At 70.5% G+C, this 17,353-nt stretch carries 14 protein-coding genes; 5 read left to right on the forward strand and 9 right to left on the reverse strand.

From position 1 onward, the window contains the following. Positions 1–24 precede the first annotated feature (24 nt). Positions 25–381 (reverse strand): dihydroneopterin aldolase, encoded by a 357-nt coding sequence (folB, locus tag PCA_RS16105; protein ID WP_181303633.1) that lies wholly within the window; start codon positions 379–381, stop codon positions 25–27. Between the two features lie 133 nt (positions 382–514). Here folB and PCA_RS16110 point away from each other — a divergent pair, with 133 nt between their 5' ends. Both PCA_RS16110 and dbpA read left to right on the forward strand, forming a co-directional pair. Beyond that, on the forward strand, positions 515–925 hold the full coding sequence (locus PCA_RS16110) for an OsmC family protein (RefSeq protein ID WP_181303634.1): 411 nt from the start codon (positions 515–517) through the stop codon (positions 923–925). A 41-nt stretch (positions 926–966) separates the two neighbouring features. Next, complete coding sequence (gene dbpA, locus PCA_RS16115) at positions 967–2,358, forward strand: ATP-dependent RNA helicase DbpA (protein WP_181303635.1); 1,392 nt, start codon at positions 967–969, stop codon at positions 2,356–2,358. Here the strand turns inward: dbpA and PCA_RS16120 are convergent. The 4 genes from PCA_RS16120 to PCA_RS16135 form a co-directional block, all read right to left on the reverse strand. Beyond that, entirely contained in the window at positions 2,321–3,601 is a 1,281-nt protein-coding gene (locus tag PCA_RS16120; RefSeq protein WP_181303636.1) for a TIGR03862 family flavoprotein, read from the reverse strand. The genes dbpA and PCA_RS16120 overlap by 38 nt on opposite strands. A 189-nt stretch (positions 3,602–3,790) precedes the next feature. Further along, positions 3,791–4,870, reverse strand: a complete 1,080-nt coding sequence (locus PCA_RS16125; RefSeq protein WP_181303637.1) for a hypothetical protein — start codon at positions 4,868–4,870, stop codon at positions 3,791–3,793. A gap of 154 nt (positions 4,871–5,024) precedes the next feature. After that, positions 5,025–6,749, reverse strand: coding sequence for a proprotein convertase P-domain-containing protein (locus PCA_RS17745; RefSeq protein ID WP_304624820.1), 1,725 nt, complete (start codon positions 6,747–6,749; stop codon positions 5,025–5,027). Positions 6,750–7,470: 721 nt separating this feature from the next. After that, entirely contained in the window at positions 7,471–7,692 is a 222-nt protein-coding gene (locus PCA_RS16135) for a hypothetical protein (RefSeq protein ID WP_181303639.1), read from the reverse strand. Positions 7,693–7,772: 80 nt separating this feature from the next. On the opposite strand from PCA_RS16135, the gene PCA_RS16140 reads away from it, so the two are divergent. Together PCA_RS16140 and PCA_RS16145 are read left to right on the forward strand one after the other, a co-directional pair. Continuing rightward, complete coding sequence (locus PCA_RS16140; protein WP_181303647.1) at positions 7,773–9,161, forward strand: M28 family metallopeptidase; 1,389 nt, start codon at positions 7,773–7,775, stop codon at positions 9,159–9,161. Positions 9,162–9,278: 117 nt separating this feature from the next. Continuing rightward, the gene (locus PCA_RS16145; protein WP_181303640.1) at positions 9,279–10,199 is read left to right on the forward strand and encodes a DUF2167 domain-containing protein; all 921 of its coding nucleotides are present in this window, start codon (positions 9,279–9,281) and stop codon (positions 10,197–10,199) included. Positions 10,200–10,233: 34 nt separating this feature from the next. Here the strand turns inward: PCA_RS16145 and PCA_RS16150 are convergent, their stop codons facing one another. Further along, positions 10,234–11,013 carry a helix-turn-helix transcriptional regulator gene (locus PCA_RS16150; RefSeq protein ID WP_255436920.1) on the reverse strand — a complete coding sequence of 260 codons (780 nt, stop codon included), beginning with the start codon at positions 11,011–11,013 and terminating at the stop codon, positions 10,234–10,236. On the opposite strand from PCA_RS16150, the gene PCA_RS16155 reads away from it, so the two are divergent. After that, on the forward strand, positions 11,012–11,644 hold the full coding sequence (locus PCA_RS16155) for a flavin reductase family protein (RefSeq protein ID WP_181303641.1): 633 nt from the start codon (positions 11,012–11,014) through the stop codon (positions 11,642–11,644). The two genes, PCA_RS16150 and PCA_RS16155, sit on opposite strands and share 2 nt — an antisense overlap. Before the next feature lie 7 nt (positions 11,645–11,651). On the opposite strand, the gene hrpB is transcribed toward PCA_RS16155, so the two are convergent. The 3 genes from hrpB to PCA_RS16170 all read right to left on the reverse strand — a co-directional run. Then, positions 11,652–14,324: an ATP-dependent helicase HrpB gene (gene hrpB, locus PCA_RS16160; RefSeq protein WP_181303642.1), complete on the reverse strand. Its 2,673-nt coding sequence runs from the start codon at positions 14,322–14,324 to the stop codon at positions 11,652–11,654. Between the two features lie 40 nt (positions 14,325–14,364). After that, positions 14,365–16,779: a type II secretion system secretin GspD gene (gspD, locus tag PCA_RS16165; protein WP_181303643.1), complete on the reverse strand. Its 2,415-nt coding sequence runs from the start codon at positions 16,777–16,779 to the stop codon at positions 14,365–14,367. 2 nt (positions 16,780–16,781) lie between these two features. Continuing rightward, positions 16,782–17,353 (reverse strand): general secretion pathway protein GspN (locus PCA_RS16170; RefSeq protein ID WP_181303644.1); only part of this gene is annotated, 572 nt, incomplete at its 5' end.

A 17,353-nucleotide genomic window follows, 5' to 3' on the forward strand; every position in this document is an offset into this window, starting at 1 on the left:
CGGGTGGCCTGCGCCGCAGGACGGCTACGGCCGCGTGCCGCGCTCGATGCGCACGCCCACCGCCTTCGCGCCGCGCACCGCGCCGGGCTTGGACAGCTTCAGCCGCACCCAGCCCACGCCGAACTCCTCGCGGATAATCGCGGCGCAGCGCTCGGCCAGGGTTTCCACCAGGCCGAAGCTGGAGGCCTCGACGTAGTCGATCAGCCGCTTCGACACGTCCTTGTAGTTCAGCGTCAGCGCGATCTCGTCGCTGGCGGCCGGCACGGTGTTGTCGAACGCCATCTCGATGTCGAACGACAGGGTCTGGCGCACGCGCCGCTCCCAGTCGTAGATGCCGATCACGGCGTCGATGCGCAGATCCTCGATGAAGACGATGTCCATGGCGGCACGTGGCGGAACGGGCCCTACAGGGTCCGCGACCGCGCGCGCAGATGCAAGCGGGGCCCTGGCAACGGGCAGGCAAACGCGCAACGTGCTAGATGTGGAAACCCCTCTCCATCCCGCAGGACCCGCCATGAGCACGCCCGCCAACGTGACCGCCGCGATCGCCGGCACGCCCTACACCACCCGCCTCGCCGACGACCGCGGCCACCAGTGGCTGGCCGACGAGCCCGCCGACCTGCACGGCGCCGACGCCGGCCCGGACCCGCACCGCCTGCTGCTGTCCGCGCTGGGCGCCTGCACCTCGATCACGCTGAAGATGTACGCCGAGCGCAAGGGCTGGCCGCTGGAGGGCGTGGACGTGGCGCTGGACTTCAACCCCGACGGCACGCCGCCGGCCGGCACGAACGTGATACGGCGACACATCGCGCTGCGCGGCGCGCTGGACGAGGCGCAGCGCGAACGCCTGCTGCAGATCGCCAACGCCTGTCCCATCCACAAGGTGCTGAGCGGCGAGATCCGCATCGACTCCGCGCTGGCATAGGCGTCGCGGGCCGTGCGGGCGGCGGCATGCGATCATGGCGCATGACTACTTTCGCCACGCTCCCGCTCAAGCCCGCCCTGCTCGCCAGCCTCGACGCCCTCGGCTACACGGAGATGACGCCGGTGCAGGCGCAAAGCCTGCCGCCGATGCTGGAAGGCCGCGACGTGATCGCGCAGGCGCGCACCGGCAGCGGCAAGACCGCCGCCTTCGGGCTGGCCCTGCTGCAGGCCCTGCAGGCGGAAACGATCCGCCTGCAGGCGCTGGTGCTGTGCCCCACGCGCGAGCTGGCCGACCAGGTCGGCAAATCCATCCGCAAGCTCGCGGCGAACATCCCCAACGTGAAGCTGCTGACCCTGTGCGGCGGCATGCCGCTGGGGCCGCAACTCGCCTCGCTCACGCACGACCCGCACATCGTGGTCGGCACGCCCGGCCGCGTGCAGGAACACCTGAAGCGCGGCAGCCTGCACGGCGGCGGCATCCAGGTGCTGGTGCTGGACGAGGCCGACCGCATGCTCGACATGGGCTTCAGCGAGGCGATCGACGACATCGTCGGACGCATCGCCAAGCATCACCAGACGCTGCTGTTCTCGGCCACCTACGCCGAGGAAATCCGCGCGGTGAGCAAGCGCCTGCAGCGCGATCCGGTGGAAGTGACGGTGGAAACGCCAAGCGGGGAAACCACCATCGAGCAGCGCTTCCACGAAGTCGATCCGGCGCAGAAGATCGACGCGCTGGCGCAACTGCTGTCCAGGGACACGCTCAGCGCGGAACAGGCGCAGCACGCGCTCGTCTTCTGCAACATGCGCAAGGACGTGGACGCCGTGGCGCAGGAACTGGATCGCCGCGGCTACTCCGCGCTGGCCCTGCACGGCGACATGGAGCAGCGCGACCGCGACGAGGTGCTGGTGCAGTTCGCCAACCGCAGCTGCTGCATCCTGGTCGCCACCGACGTGGCCGCGCGCGGCCTCGACATCGCGGCGCTGCCGCTGGTGGTGAGCCACGACATCGCCCACGATCCGGACACGCACACGCACCGCATCGGCCGCACCGGCCGCGCGGGCGAACACGGCCTCGCCATCACCCTGGTCACGCCGCGCGAACGGCCCAAGGCCGCGAACATCGAGGAACAGCTCGGCCATCCGCTGCCCTGGCATCCGCTGCGCGTGGCGCCGCCGCGCGGCAAGCAGCTCAACCTCGCACCGATGAAGACCCTGGTGATCGACGCGGGGCGGCAGGACAAGCTGCGCCCCGGCGACATCCTCGGCGCGCTCACCGGCGACGCGGGACTCGATGCGAAGGACATCGGCAAGATCGACGTGTTCGCCACCCGCGCCTACGTGGCGATCACCCGCGCGCTGGCGAACAAGGCGCTGGAGCGCTTGCGCGCAGGGCGCATCAAGGGCCGCAATTTCCGGGTGCGGCCGCTGGGCTGACCGTCGTCCGGCGCCGCAGCCAGGCCGCGGCGCCGCGGCCGGCCAGCAGGCCGCTGGCGAAGCAGGCGGTGAGCAGGTAACCGCCGGTGGGCGCTTCCCAGTCCAGCATCTCGCCGGCGCAGAACGTGCCGGGCCGGGCGCGCAGCATCAGGTGTTCGTCCAGCGCTTCCAGCCGCACGCCGCCGGCCGTGCTGATCGCCTCGGCCAGCGGGCGCGGTGCGCGCAGCGTGAGCGGCAGCGCCTTGATGCGCGCAGCCAGCGCCTGCGGATCGGCGAGCGCGGACTTGTCGGCGCCCTCGAACACCAGCGCGCACTTCGCGGCATCCAGATGCGCACGGCGGCGCAGCCAGTCGCCGAGGCTGTGCTTGCCGCGCGGCGCGGCGAGGCGTTCGGCCAGCGCGTCCTGCGCGAGGCCGGGCGCGAGGTCGAGGCGCAGCGGTGCGTTGCCGCTTTGCGCGATCCGTTCGCGCAGGTCGGCGCCGATCGCATACACGAGGCTGCCCTCGATGCCGTATTCGCTGAGCACGCATTCGCCCTGGCGCGATTGTGCATCGCCATGACGATCGATCCAGTGCGCCACCACCGCCTTCAGCGGCGCGCCGGCGAAGCGGCTGCGCAGATGCTCGCTCCAGTCCACCTCGAAGCCGCAGTTGGCGCTCTGCAGCGGGGCGATGTCGGCACCGGCCTTGCGCAACACTTCCACCCAGGCGCCGTCGGAACCCAGGCGCGGCCAGCTCGCGCCGCCCAGGGCCAGCACCACCGCATCGGCGGCAACATTGCGTTCTCCGTCCGGCGTGGCGAAGCGCAGCGCGCCATCGCGCCGCCAACCCAGCCAGCGATGGTGCATGTGGAAGACCACGCCGTGCTCGCGCAGACGATGCAGCCAGCGGCGCAATAGCGGCGCGGCTTTCATGTCGGCGGGAAACACGCGGCCGGAGCTGCCGGTGAAGGTTTCCACGCCCAGCCCGCGCGCCCAGGCGCGCAAGGCGTCGGCATCGAAGTCGCGCAGCCAGCGCGCGACGTCATCGCGCCGTTCGCCGTAGCGCTCGACGAAACGCGCGAACGGCTCGCCGTGGGTGAGGTTGAGCCCGCCCTTGCCGGCGAGCAGGAATTTTCGGCCCACCGAGCCCATCGCGTCGTACAGGTCGACCGCGATGCCGGCGGCGCAGGCCGCCTCGGCCGCCATCAGTCCGGCCGGGCCGCCACCGATGATGGCCAGGCGCAGTGGGGTGTTCGTCGTCATCCGCGCATGGTCGCACGCCGGGCCGATGCGGCCGCGGAAAATCATCGGGAGCGAGGTTCGATGTCGCGCCGGCGGCGTCCCGAACGACAGGCTCCAGGGGTGACGATCGCCCATGAAAGAAGCCCGGCCGTTGCCGGCCGGGCCTCGCTTCGACCACGGGAGGCGCCTCCGCGCCTCACCCGGACCGCCTCAGTGCAGGATCGCGTGCGAGATCGCGCAGGAGTTGGTGTCGTTCGACCAGCTCGCCTGTTCGGTGAAGGTGCCCGTGCCCATCGCCACGTTCGCCGCGCCGCCAGCCTGGCCCGCCGCGATCCAGGCGCACTCGTCGGAGTTTTCCTGGCCGTTGCTCGGGTTGGTCCAGCCGCCCGCCGGATAGGTGTCCGACATCGTCTCGTGCCATTCGTGGCCCAGCGTCATCGTCCAGCCGTCCAGCGTGCCGGCGCTGCCGGAGTTCACGAAGTTCACGCCGCAGCTCGCGCCCAGATCCATGTTGTAGGGCTGGTTGCTGTAGGCGATGTCGCCGTACGACGAGGTGGTGTAGTTGTGCCACGCGCAGTAGCCCTGCGTCGGGCTCTGGTAGTTGTCCGGATCGGAACCGTGCGGCGACAGGATGATGTAGTAGGTGTAGCGGTTCGAGCCGGCGGCGGTGTTGCCGAAGTGCGCCGCGGCCTTGATCGCCTCGTTCGCCAGGTCGGTCGCCGTCGGCGCGGTCGGCGCCGCCGAGTTGTCGTACCACGCGCCCGCGTACACGCCGCCGGTCTGGTACGGCACGAAGCTCGCGGTCGACGGACAGCTGGTGGCGCCCCTGGCCACGCCCGCGCCGTCGCACCACTGGGTCAGGTCGGCGGACCACAGCTCGTTGCCGGTGCCGACGCCCTTGAACATCTCCTCGGCCGTCGCCGCGGCGCCGTAGGCGTCGTTGGAGAACACGTCATCGCCCTTGGCGTTGAACGACTGCGTGCCCCACTGGCTGCCGTAGTACACCACGTAGACCTTCACGTGGCTGTCCATCACGCCCACGCCGCTGATGCCGCCGCCGTAGCTGAGCGTCTTCGAGCTGCCGCCGTGATGGCGCGAGGCCGCGTAGCGGTGCATCAGCTCCTGCACCGGACGGGTGGGAATCGCGCCGTGGCGATAGGCGTGTCCGCTGGCCGGCGCGTAGGGATTGAACTCCGACGTATCGCCCTTGGCGGACTGGGCCAGCAAGGCGCCCGACGCCAGGCTGAGCAGGACGGATGCCGCGACGACTTTCAACGCAACTGATTTCATGCAAGTGCACTCCCGGAACGATGGATTCGATTTCCCGCGGCATGCACCGGCAGGCCGCGGACCGCAGGTCCCCTTGCTGTACGCCCCGGACAGGAGGCAGTCGCCTCGTTCCCCGGAACGAAACGGCGCGCATCCCTGCGCGCCGTGTCTTCCGTCAGAACGTCAGGCTCCAGCTGTTCAGCGTGCCGTAGTCGCCGCTGTACCACGGGTCGTTGTCGATCACCCGCAGCTTCCAGGTGCCGTTGCCCTGCACCGAGGAGGCGTTGACGGTCCAGGTGGCGTTGATGTTGCCGTCGTTGTTGTAGTCCGGCGACTGCAGCACCGCGTACGCACCGTTCGGCGCGACCAGGTCGATCTCCAGGTCGCCCGACCAGTTGTGCGTGAGGTTGACGTGCACCTGCAGCGTGGCGGGCGCCGCGCCCGGCTCGCCGGTCACCGCAATGCTGCTGGTGATGGTGGCGTTGTCGTTGATCGCCTTCGCGGTGTTGTTGCTGAAGGTGCCGCTGCCGCCGCCACCGCCGCTGCTGGAGACGGTCACGGACGCGCTCTTGCTGCTGGTCGCGCCGAGGCTGTCCTTCACGGTTTCGGTCACGTTGTAGGTGCCCGCTGCCGCATAGGTGTGGCTGGGGTTCGCCGTGGTCGCCGTGGTGTTGTCGCCGAAGTTCCACGAATGCGAGCTGATCGTGGCGCCGGTGTCGCTCGACGCGTCGGTGAAGTTCACCGTCAACCCGCTCACCGTGTCGGTGAAGTTCGCCACCGGCGTGCTGCCGCCGCCGCCGCTGCCGCCGTGGTTCACGATGGCGTGCGAGATCGCGCAGGCGTTGGTGTCGTTCGACCAGCTCGCCTGTTCGGTGAAGGTGCCCGTGCCCATCGCCACGTTCGCCGCGCCGCCGGCCTGGCCCGCCGCGATCCACGCGCATTCGTCGGAGTTTTCCTGGCCGTTGCCCGCGTTCGTCCAGCCGCCCGCCGGATAGGTGTCCGACATCATCTCGTGCCATTCATGGCCGAGCGTCATCGTCCAGCCGTCGAGGTTGCCGGCACTGCCGGAGTTCACGAAGTTCACGCCGCAGCTCGCGCCCATGTCCATGTTGTAGGGCTGGTTGCTGTAGGCGATGTCGCCGTACGACGAGGTGGTGTAGTTGTGCCACGCGCAGTAGCCCTGGGTCGGACTCTGGTAGTTGTCCGGGTCGGTGCCGTGCGGCGACATGACGATGTAGTAGGTGTAGCGGTTCGAGCCCGCGGCGGTGTTGCCGAAATGCGCCGCCGCCTTGATCGCCTCGTTCGCCAGGTCGGTCGCGGTCGGCGCGCTGGGCGCGGCGGCGGAGTTGTCGTACCAGGCGCCGGCGTACACGCCGCCGGTCTGGTACGGCACGAAGCTCGCGGTCGACGGGCAGCTGGTGGCACCGGTGGCCACGCCCGAACCGTCGCACCACTGGGTCAGGTCGGCCGACCACAGCTCGTTGCCGGTGCCGATGCCCTTGAACATCTCCTCGGCCACGGCCGCGGCGCCGTAGGAGTCGCCGCTGAACACGTCGTCGCCCTTGGCGTTGCTGCTCCTGGTACCCCACTGGCTGCCGTAGTACACGATGTAGACCTTCACGTGGCCGTCCATCACGCCCACGCCGTCGACGCCGCCGCCGTAGCTCAGCGTGTTCGTGCTGGTCGCCGCCGCGGTGGACGCATGCGTGTCGCGGTAGTGCTTCATCTTCTCGTGCACTTCGCGCGTCGGCACCGCGCCGTGGCGGTAGCCGTGGCCGTGCGCAGGGGCGTACGGATTGAACTCCGGCGACAGGCCGTGGTTGTCCTGCGCCAGCGCCGGACCCGCCGCCAGTCCGAACAGGACCGACACGGCCAGCGTCTTCAGGATGGTCTGCTTCATTGCAACTCCCCGAATGTGGTGTTTTGAGTGCCGGCAGGCACGCCGTGGCGTGCGGTACCGGGTGTCCCCCTGGGCGACACGTCCCATGTCGGATGTCCGGGATGCCTCGCGGCCGCTTCGCGTCCCGGAACGAAAACGGCGCGCATCCCTGCGCGCCGCATGCATTCATCAGGACGCCGGAATCCGGCGGTAGTGCGCGCAGACGCCATACATCCGCGCCTGCGCAGCGGGTCCGGGGAAAGCCGTTGCCGGCCTGGTGGCGACGACCGGTGACGTCCGACGGACATGGTGCATGGCGTGCTTCCCCGCTTGTTGGGGACGAACGAACCTGACGCGGTCGTTCGACCCCGTGGCAATCACCTGTCGCAGGCTGGTGCGACGCCGTTTTCCGCTGCCCGACGATTCCGCGGCCCCGTGCCGCTGCCGCGGGATGAACCCCACGGAAAGCCCCGGGCCGTACCCGACGGCATCCGCCCCCGCGGTCGCCGTCCGGAATCATTCGCCATGCTCCCCATGGCCGAATCATTCGAAACTATGCAATGTAATTCGCAGTCGTCAATATCGGAAAAAGCAAATTTGCGGCGCAGCTGCAACCATCATTTATTTCCGCTTCATTTTTGTGCAGGCCCGTCGACTCATCGTCGAAATCGCAATTAAATTCGATTTTCCATTGCGTCCGCCATTTGCATGTCTGCCTGAAAATGGCGCCACGACGGGCTTTTCACGGACAAGCCATATCGGCAACCGGGAACGGCGGCGCGTAATTCGAAACAAATTCCGATTGCCTCGTGACGCAATTCACATTGATCGAATACTGGCAATTACCTTCGATTATCTCTATTTCATGGAACCGTATTTCCCATGCATCCCAAGCATCGCAAGGCGCGACGGCCGGCACGAAATTGCGATAACGTGCCGCGACCGGGCCGATGCGACGATCCACCGGCCCCGTCCGGGACGGTCGCGCCGCAGCGAACCTGCCGCCATGCCCCCGTCCCGATCCTGACCGATGGAGCCGTCGTGATGCGTCGAATCCTGTCTTCGTGCTGCGGACTCGCCCTGTCCGCCTCGCTGTACGCCGGCACAGCCGGGGTGCCGGTGGCGCCGCACCCGCAACCCGCGTTGCTCGCACTGGGCACCGCGCCCAGCGAAACGGAACTGCGTGCCAGCATCGCCGCGCTGGTCGGCTTCGGCACCCGCCACACGCTGTCCGACACCAGGTCGGACACCCGCGGCATCGGCGCCGCACGGCGCTGGGTGCAGGCGCGCTTCGAGGCGATCTCGCGCGATTGCGGCGGCTGCCTCGAAGTGGTGACGCCCTCGCAGACGGTCGCCGGGCAACGCGTTCCGCAGCCCACCGAGGTGATGGACGTGGTGGCGATCAAGCGCGGCAGCACGGATCCGCAGCGCGTGATCGCGATCACCGGGCATCTCGATTCACGCGTCACCGACGTGATGAACGCCAGCAGCGACGCGCCCGGCGCCAACGACGACGCTTCCGGCGTGGCCGCGCTGATCGAGGCGGCGCGGCTGCTGTCGAAGCAGGACAACCGCGCCACCCTGGTGTTCGCCGCGCTGTCCGGCGAGGAGCAGGGCCTGTACGGCGGCAAGCTGCTGGCCGACTACGCGGTCGCGCACGGCTGGCAGGTGGAGGCCGATCTCAACAACGACATCGTGGGCAACAGCCGCGGCCAGAACGGCGTGCGCGACAACACCGTGGTGCGCGTGTTCTCCGAAGGCACGCGCAGCAACGAGACGCCGGCGCAGGCAAACTACCGCCGCTACCACGGCGGCGAGGTGGATTCGCCCTCGCGCAACCTCGCCCGCACCATGGCGCAACTGGCCGACCAGTACCTGCCCGATTTCCGCGTGCGCATGGTCTACCGCACCGACCGCTACGGCCGCGGCGGCGACCAGGTGCCGTTCCTCGAAGCCGGCTACCCGGCGGTGCGCGTCACCGAGGCGCACGAGGACTACACCCGCCAGCACCAGGACCTGCGCACGCAGGACGGCGTGCGCTACGGCGACACCCTCGACGGCATCGACTTCCGCTACCTCGCGCGCGTCACCGCGCTCAACGCGATCACCATGGCCGCGCTGAGCCGCGCCCCGGCGCCGCCCGCCGGCGTGGACATCCACGGCGCGCTGGCCACCGACACCACGCTGGCCTGGCGCAAGGTGCCGGGCGCCGCGGGCTACCGCGTGCACTGGCGCGACACCACCGCGCCGCAATGGCAGCAGGCGCGCGCGGTGGGCGACGTCGACCGCTACGTGCTGAAGGACGTGGTGATCGACGACTGGTTCTTCGGCGTGTCGTCCGTTTCCGCCGACGGCTACGAAAGCCCGGTGGTGTTTCCCGGCGACGCCGGCAGCTTCGAACGCTCGCCGCCCGCCGCGAAATCAAACCCCTGAGCCGGCGCTGGCGCGACCACGCCGCAGCCTGTAAAAAGTTCCTGCGACGCGCCGAGGGGGAGCGCCGCGGCGTGGCCGGCTGGCCGCGCGTCCACGGACGACATCGAGGGGCATCGCATGAAACGCATCCTGCTGCTGCCGGCGCTGGCGCTGCTGGCCACGCTCGCCTGCCTGGCGCCCGCCGGCGCCACCGACACGCCGGCCACGCCCGCGGCCGACGCCCATGCCAGGGTCAAGGCCCTGGTCGAGAGCCTGCACCCGCTGACCGGCGAGGTCGCCATTCCCGCGGCGCAGGCCACGCTGCAGCTGAAGCCCGGCTACGGCTACCTGCAGGCGGCCGACGCCCAGCGCGTGCTCACCAAGCTGTGGGGCAACCCGCCGGACGACTCGGTGCTGGGCATGATCCTGCCTTCCACCGACCCCGCCACGGTGCTGGACGACCAGACCTGGGCCGTGGTGGTCACCTATGTCGACGATGGCTACGTGTCGGACGAGGACGCAGGCAAGATCGATTACGACGACATGCTCAGGAACATGCAGAAGGCCACGCGCGAAAGCAACGCGGAGCGCGTCAAGGAGGGCTACCCCGCCGTCGAGCTGCTGGGCTGGGCCGAGCCGCCGCACTACGACGCGGCCAGCCACAAGCTCTACTGGGCGCGCGACGTGGAGTTCAGGAAACCCGACGGCAGCCAGGACGGGCACACGCTGAACTACGCGATCCGCGTGCTCGGCCGCAAGGGCTACCTGTCGCTCAACGCGGTGGCGCCGATCGGCGAACTCGCCAAGGTGCGCGCCGACATGCCGGCCGTGCTGGCCATGACCGACTTCGACGCCGGCCAGCGCTATGCCGACTACAACCCCACGACCGACAAGCTCGCCGCCTACGGCATCGCCACCCTGGTCGCCGGCGGCATCGCGGCCAAGGCCGGCCTGTTCGCCAAGCTCGGCGTGCTGCTGCTGGCCTTCAAGAAATTCATCGTCATCGGCGTGATCGCCGTGGCCGCCGCGGTGCGCAAGCTGTTCCAGCGCAGGAAGTAGCCGCGGCGGCAGCGGATGCGCATGCGGCGCGGCGCTACGGTTCCAGCCGCACGCCCAGCTGGGTGAAGCGGCGCAGGCCGTCGGCGCTGGGCAGCAAGGCGCGGCTGCGGCTGGCGCGCCGCAGCCAGCCGGCATCGAGCATGGCGTCGGTGAGCGCGACGCCGAGCGGGCCGCCCACGTGCAGGCGGCGTTCGGTCCAGTCGATGCAGCCGCGACCGCGCAGGCGCAGCAGTCGTCCGGCGACATCCGGTTCCCAGCCCGCGCCCACCAGCGCCTCGACCGCGGGCGCCTGCAATCGCAGACCTTCGCTGCCCGACTGCAGCCAGCCGCGCTCCAGCCACGCCGTGCACATCGCCACGCCCAGTTCGCCCGCGAGGTGCCGATAGCAGGTGCGCGCGCGGCACAGCGCGGGATCGCTGCCCGCCGGTCGCGGCACGCGCGGCGCACGCGGCAGTGCCAATGCCTCAAGCCTTGCCGCAACTTCATCGTCCGCCAGCCGGTAGTAGCGGTGCCTGCCCTGCTCGTGCACGGCGAGCAGGCCGCCATCCAGCAGGCGCTTCAGGTGCGCGCTCGCGGTGGCCGCGCCCACTCCGGCCGTGCGCGCCAGCTCGCCGGCGGGGCGGGCGCTGCCGTCCATCAGGGCGAGCAGCATCGCGGCGCGTGCCGGCTCCGCCAGCAGGGCGCCGAACTCGGCCAGCTGGTAGCGATTGGGCAGGCTGCTGCGGCTCATGCGCGCAGTGTAGTGGCCGCGTTGCGCATCGGTTTCGCCGCGCAGCGAAACATCCGCCGCCCCGCTCGCCGACACTGCCGGCATGGATATCCATCACGCCCCCGACACGTTGCAGATCCGTCCTTCGATCCTCTACTTCGGCACGCCCGTGCTGCTGATCACCACGCGCAACCCGGACGGCTCGGCCAACATCACGCCGATGTCGTCGGCCTGGGCGCTCGCCGACCGCGTGACGATCGGCCTGGCCGGCGGCGGCCAGGGCCTGGCCAACCTGCTGCGCGAGCGCGAGTGCGTGCTCAACCTCGCCGCCGAGTCGATGCACGAAGCCGTGGAACGGCTGGCGCCCACCAGCGGGCGCGATCCGGTGCCGGCGTGGAAGCAGGGCTATCGCCACGAACCGGACAAGTTCGCGCTGGCCGGCTGGCATGCGCTGCCTTCCGCGCTGGTGGCCGCGCCGCGCATCGCCGAAGCGCCGCTGCAACTGGAGGCGCGCGTGCTCCAGGCCACCGAACGTCCGCTGGCGGCATGGCACGACCACGCCGGCGGCTACACGACACTGGAGCTGGAAGTGTGCCGGGTGCATGCGCATGCCGACATCGTGGTGCCCGGCAGTTCGCACATCGACCCGCGCCGCTACCGCCCGCTGTTCTACGTGTTCCGCCACTACTGCGGCGCGGGCGCCGCGCTGGGCCGCACGTTCAAGGCCGAGGTGTAGGCGCCGCTCAGCTGCCGCGCGGCTTGGCGCGGTGCGTGGGCGTGGCCGTCCACGGATCGTCGGGCCAGGGGTGTTTCGGGTAGCGTCCCTTCAGTTCCTTCCTCACCTCGGGATAGGTGCGCTCCCAGAAGCCGCGCAGGTCCTGGGTGACCTGGATCGGCCGGCCCGCGGGCGACAGCAGGTGCAGGGTCACCGGCACGCGGCCGCCGCCCACGCGCGGGGAGTCGGCGAGGCCGAACAGTTCCTGCAGCTTCACCGCCAGCACCGGCGGCGCGTCCGGCGCGTAGTCCAGCCGGCGCGTCTGCCCGCTGGGCACGAGCAGCGCATCCGGCGCCTGCGCATCCAGCGCCTGGCGCTGCGCATGGTCGAGCATGGCCGACAGCGCCTGCGACAGCACTTCCGCATCCAATGCATCGAGCCGGCGTTTGCCGTGGAGATACGGCGCCAGCCAATCCTCCAGCGTGGCGAGCAGGTGCGTATCGGAAGCATCGGGCAAGCCCAGCTCCGGCATCCAGCCGCGCAAGGCCTGCATGCGCAGGCGCAGGCGCTGCGCATGCTCGCTCCACGGCAAGGCATCCAGCCCCTTGCTGCGGATCGCCGCCAGCAGCGCGGGCAGCGCATCCTCCGGCTGCACCGGCACGCTGCGGCGTTCCAGCACGATGGCCGCGTAGCGACGTTCCTCGAACGCTTCCAGCGCATCGCGCGCGTCGTTCCAGCGCAGCACGCGTTCGCGCACGAAGCGCTGCGGGTAGTCGCGTTCCAGCGTGCGCGGATCGAACGGCGCGGCGGCGAGGACCAGGCTGTCGCGCGCCTCGAAGCGCAGGTCGAGCACCACCAGCCACGGCTCGCCCAGCAGCGCGGTGTTTTCGTGCAGGCGTGCGCCGCGGCCGTTGGCCAGCGTGTAGCGCAGGGGATTGCTTTCGTCGCGACGCGCGATGCGGTCGGGGAAGGCATGCAGCAGCAGGTTGCCCACCGCGTGGCTGTCCGGCGTGCCGCTGGCGGCGCTGCGCACGTCGAGTCGGCGGCGCCAGCCTTTCGAGGCCTGCTCGATCGCCGCCAGCGCGCCGGCATCGGCGCCGTGGCTGCGGCGGTCGCGCCAGGCGTGCAGTGCGGCCACGCGCACGCGGAAATCGTCGCTGCGCCCCTGCTCGCCGCGCAGCGGCGAGCGCGCTTCCATCAGCGCGAGCAGGTCGGCCACCAGGGCGCGCAGGTTTTCCGGTGCGCGCAACGCGGCAGCGGCGAGCCGCGGCGTGGCGCCCAGTTCCAGCATGCGCCGCCCCAGCGCGGCGATGCGGCCGTCGCCATCCAGCGCACCGAGGTTCGCCAGCAGCTCGCGCGCCTGCGCCAGCGCGCCGGCCGGCGGCGCATCCAGCCATGGCAGGGTGTCGTTGCTGCCCGCCGTGATGCCCCAGGCCGCCAGCTCCAGTGCAAGGCCGGAGAGTTCCGCCTGCGCGATCTCCGCCGTGCGCGTGGAATCGAGCCGCTTGCTCTGCGGCCACAGCCGGTAGGCCGTGCCTTCGGCCACGCGCCCCGCGCGGCCCGCGCGCTGGTCGGCCGAGGCCTGCGAGATGGCGACGGTTTCCAGGCGCGTGAAGCCGGAGTTTGGATCGAAGCGCGGCTCGCGTGCGAGGCCGGCGTCGATCACCGCGCGGATGCCCGGCAGGGTGACGCTGGACTCGGCCACGTTGGTCGCCAGCACGATGCGGCGCGTGCCTGTCCTGAGCCCGGCGAATGGGCCTGGTTCCGCGGGCGCCAGCGCCCACTGCTGCTCGGCCAGCGACAGTTCGCCGTGCAGCGGCACGATTTCGATGTGCATGCCCTCCCCTCTCCCTACGGGAGAGGGTGCCCCGGCAGGGGCGGGAGAGGGTGTGGGCGAAGCGCGATGTCCCACTCCGCCCGTACCCTCTCCCCCAACCCCTCTCCCCGAGGGAGAGGGGAGCAAAAGCTCCGCGTCGCGCGCAACGGTTTCTTCGAGGATCGCCTGCGTCCGCGCGATCTCGCGCCGCCCCGGCAGGAAGGCCAGCACGTCGCCGTCGTTCTCCGCCAGCGCCTGCCGCGCCACGCGGGCAAGGTGATGCTCCACGCCCTCCTGCGTCCGCGCCGGCGGATGCTCGATGCGCACGGGAAAACTGCGGCCGGGGCTGGTGATGCGCGGCGCGTCGAGCCAGCGCGCGATGCGCTCGCCGTCCAGCGTGGCGGACATCACCACCAGTCGAAGATCCGGCCGCAGCGTGGCCTGCACGTCCAGCGCCAGCGCGGCGCCGAGGTCGCCGGCAAGATGGCGCTCGTGGAATTCGTCGAACAGGATGGCGCCGATGCCGGCGAGTTCCGGATCGTCCTGGATCAGCCGCGTGAGGATGCCCTCGGTGACCACCTCGATGCGTGTGGCCGCGCTCACCTTCGATTCGAAGCGGATGCGGTAGCCCACCGTCTGCCCGACGTCTTCGCCCAATTGCCGCGCCATGAACTGTGCGGCGGCGCGCGCGGCGATGCGGCGCGGCTCCAGCATCACGATCCTGCCGCCGGCCAGCCATGGCGCGTCGAGCAGCGCCAGCGGCACCTGGGTGGTCTTGCCCGCGCCCGGCGGCGCCTCCAGCACCAGCCGCGGCGTCGCGGCAAGCGACGCGCGGATCTCGGGGAGCAGCGGGGCGATCGGAAAGGTCGGTTCGGCGGAACTCATGGCGCGCCGATGATACCGGCTGCCATGAGCCTGCCCGGGATCAGTGCTTCAACGGTGCGGTCTGCGTGGCGCTCGCCGGCGCCGGCGCCGGTGCGACGGCCCGCGTTTCCGTGCGCAGCGGCTTCAGCGATTCGAAGCCCTGCTGGTAGTCGTCGGTGATCTGGCGCGCCTCCTCGCTGTTGCGGATCACCCGCGGGGTGATCAGCACGATCAGCTCGGTGCGGTCGCGGTTGCGGCTGGTGGTGCCGAACAGGCGGCCGAGGATGGGCACCCGGTTGAGGCCGGGCACGCCGGTGTCGGTGGTGCCCTCGTTCTGCTGGATCAGGCCGCCCAGCAACACCGTCTGGCCGCTCTGCACCGCCACCTGGGTCTGCATGCTGCGGTCGGAGATGGTGTAGTTGCCGTTCGTGTCCTTGGTGGTGGGGTTGCTCACCTGCTGCTTGACGTCGAGGTAGACCAGGCCGCCCGGATTCACCCGCGGCACCACCTGGAGGATCACGCCGGTGTTGAGGTATTGCACCTGGCCCAGCGTGCCGATGGTGGTGCCGCCGGTGCCGAGGCCGGGGGTGATGTAGCTCTGGTTCACCGGCACCTGGTTGCCCACCTGGATCATCGCCGGCTGGTTGTTCATCACCACCAGCGAGGGCGCGGACAGCGTCTTGGTGTTGCCGCTGTTCTCCATCGCGCGCACCGCCACCTGCATCTTGCTGTTGATGAAGGAGTAGAACAGCGGCTCGCTGCCGAAGGTATTCCCGCCGCCGCCCAGCGCGGCCTGGCGATGGCGGTAGGGCTGGCCCGGGGTGATCGTGACGTTGCCGTTGGCGTCCGTGGTGCTGGTGCTGCCGGTGAGGCCTTGCAGGTACCACTGCACGCCGAACTGGAACTCGCCGGTGAGGTTCACCTCGAGGATGCGCGTCTCGATCTGCACCTGCAGCGGGATCGTGTCCAGCCGCTTGATCGCCGCCTCGATCTCGGCCCACTGCGAAGGCCGCGCGCGCACCAGCAGCTGGTTGTTCGCATCCACCGAGCCGATGCGGATGCTGCCGTCCTGCGAGACGTACTGCTGGTCCTGGCTGGCCTGGTTGGCGTTGCCGTAGGTGGTGGACGAGACCGCGCCGCCGGACACGCCGCCCAGGCCGTTGCCCAGGCCGTTGCCGCCCAGCCCGCCGCCGTTGCCGCCGATGCCGCCGGGGCCGTTGCTGATGCTGCCCAGGCCGCCGGTATTGCTGCTGCCGAAGCTGCCCGCGGCGCTGCCCATGCCGCTGGCCGAGCCGCGCGCGTTGTCGGCGCTACCCAGCGTGCCGGACGCGAGGCCGGGGCCGACTTCGCCGCCGCCGGATCCGCCGCCGCCGTTGCTGGCGTAGATCTGCGCAAGGTATTTCGCGAGGTCGGACGCCTTGATGTTGCGCACGTCGTACACGTAGGTCTGCGGCTGGTTGCCGCCGCCCTGGTCGATGCGGGCGATCCAGCCGCCCACCTCGTCCACGTAGTTCGGCTGCGTGCTGATCACCACCAGCGCATTGGTGCGCTTGATCGGGATGAAGCGCACCATGCCGGCCAGCGGCGTGTCGCCCTTGGAGCCGAACATCTCGTCCAGCTTGGGCATCAGCTGCTCGACGTCGGCGTGCTGCAGGTTGAACACGCCCACCGACATGCCGCGCAGCCAGTCCACGTCGAAGGTGCGCACGGTGCGCTGGTAGTTGGCCAGTTCCTCCGGCGTGCCGGACATCACGATCACGTTGCGGGCGGGATCGACCAGCAGCACCGCATCCGGCCGCGCGAACGGCTTGATCAGCTTCTGCATCTCCGCGGCGGCGATGTAGTGCAGCGGGAACAGCCGCGCCTGCAGGCCGCCGCTGGGCGCCGTCGCGCGGAGGCTGGGCACCAGGTTGCCGCCGACCGCGTCCTTCGCCGGCAGCACCACGTAGCTGCCGCCGCGCTCGACCAGCGCGTTGTTGGTCCACGACAGCAGCGTCTCCAGGATGGGCAGCGCCTGGTTGGCGTCCACCGGCTCCGCGGTGGAGAACGAGATGTTGCCCTGCACGCCGGGCACGATGGTGTAGTTCTTCTTCAGCAGGTCGCCCAGGATCGCCTTCACCACCGCCTGCACCGGCTGGTTCTCGAAGTTGAAGGTGACGCCGTTCGAACCGGACACCGCCGGCCGCGGCGTGGCCAGCGCCGTCGGCCGCACGAACTGGCCGCTGCCGCGGCTGATCTGCGGCAGCACCGCCGCGTTCGAGGTGGTGGTCTGGTCGTTGTCCAGCGGCAGCGGCGCGGGCACCGGCGCATGGGTGCCGGCCATCGCCTCGCGCTGCAGCGAGGCATCGTCCGGTTGCGGCGGCATGCTGGCGCAACCGGCCAGCAGGACCAGCGCCGCCAGCGCCGCGGCGCGCATCAGGCCGGATGGGTGGCGGCCCGGCGGCCGCGAACGCACGGAAGGGTACTGGTGGGACATGGTCAGTGGACTCCTTCGGGTTTCGCGGTAGTGCCGCCGGCGCGGCGCTGCAGGATGGCGGCCTTGAGTTTGCGCAGCCGCTCGAGCTGCTGCGGACTGTATTCGGGCTGCACCGGGGGCGCCGCGCCTTGACCCAGCGGCAGCACCCGCTGCACGGCGTCGGCGCCGGAAGGGCTGGATGCGGGCGCGGGTTCGGCGTCGGCTTCCGCCGCCGGTGCCGGGGCCGAGGCGGCCTTGGCGGCGTCGATGGGCGCGCCGGCAGGCAGTTTCAATTCGGTGCGGCCCTGGCTGGAGTCCAGGATCACCGAACGCGTCTTCACCTCGACCAGGCTGAGGCTGCCGTCGGGCAGCGCCTGGCCTTCGCGCAGGCGCAGTTCCTTGTGGCCGCTCGTGTCGTGCAGCAAGGCCATGCGCAGTTGCGGGGTGAGGATGATGCCGGTGAGCTGCAGGTCGCCCAGGCTGCTGCCGCCGCTGGCGACGTGCGCCTCGGGCTTGCGGTCGGGGCTGAACAGGGATTGCTGCCATACCGGCGCGAACTCCGCCAGCGGCGGCAGCAGCCTGGGCGACCTGCAGC

It is taken from the genome of Rhodanobacter sp. PCA2 (assembly GCF_013620825.1).
In the GTDB taxonomy this organism is placed as follows: Bacteria; Pseudomonadota; Gammaproteobacteria; order Xanthomonadales; family Rhodanobacteraceae; genus Rhodanobacter_A.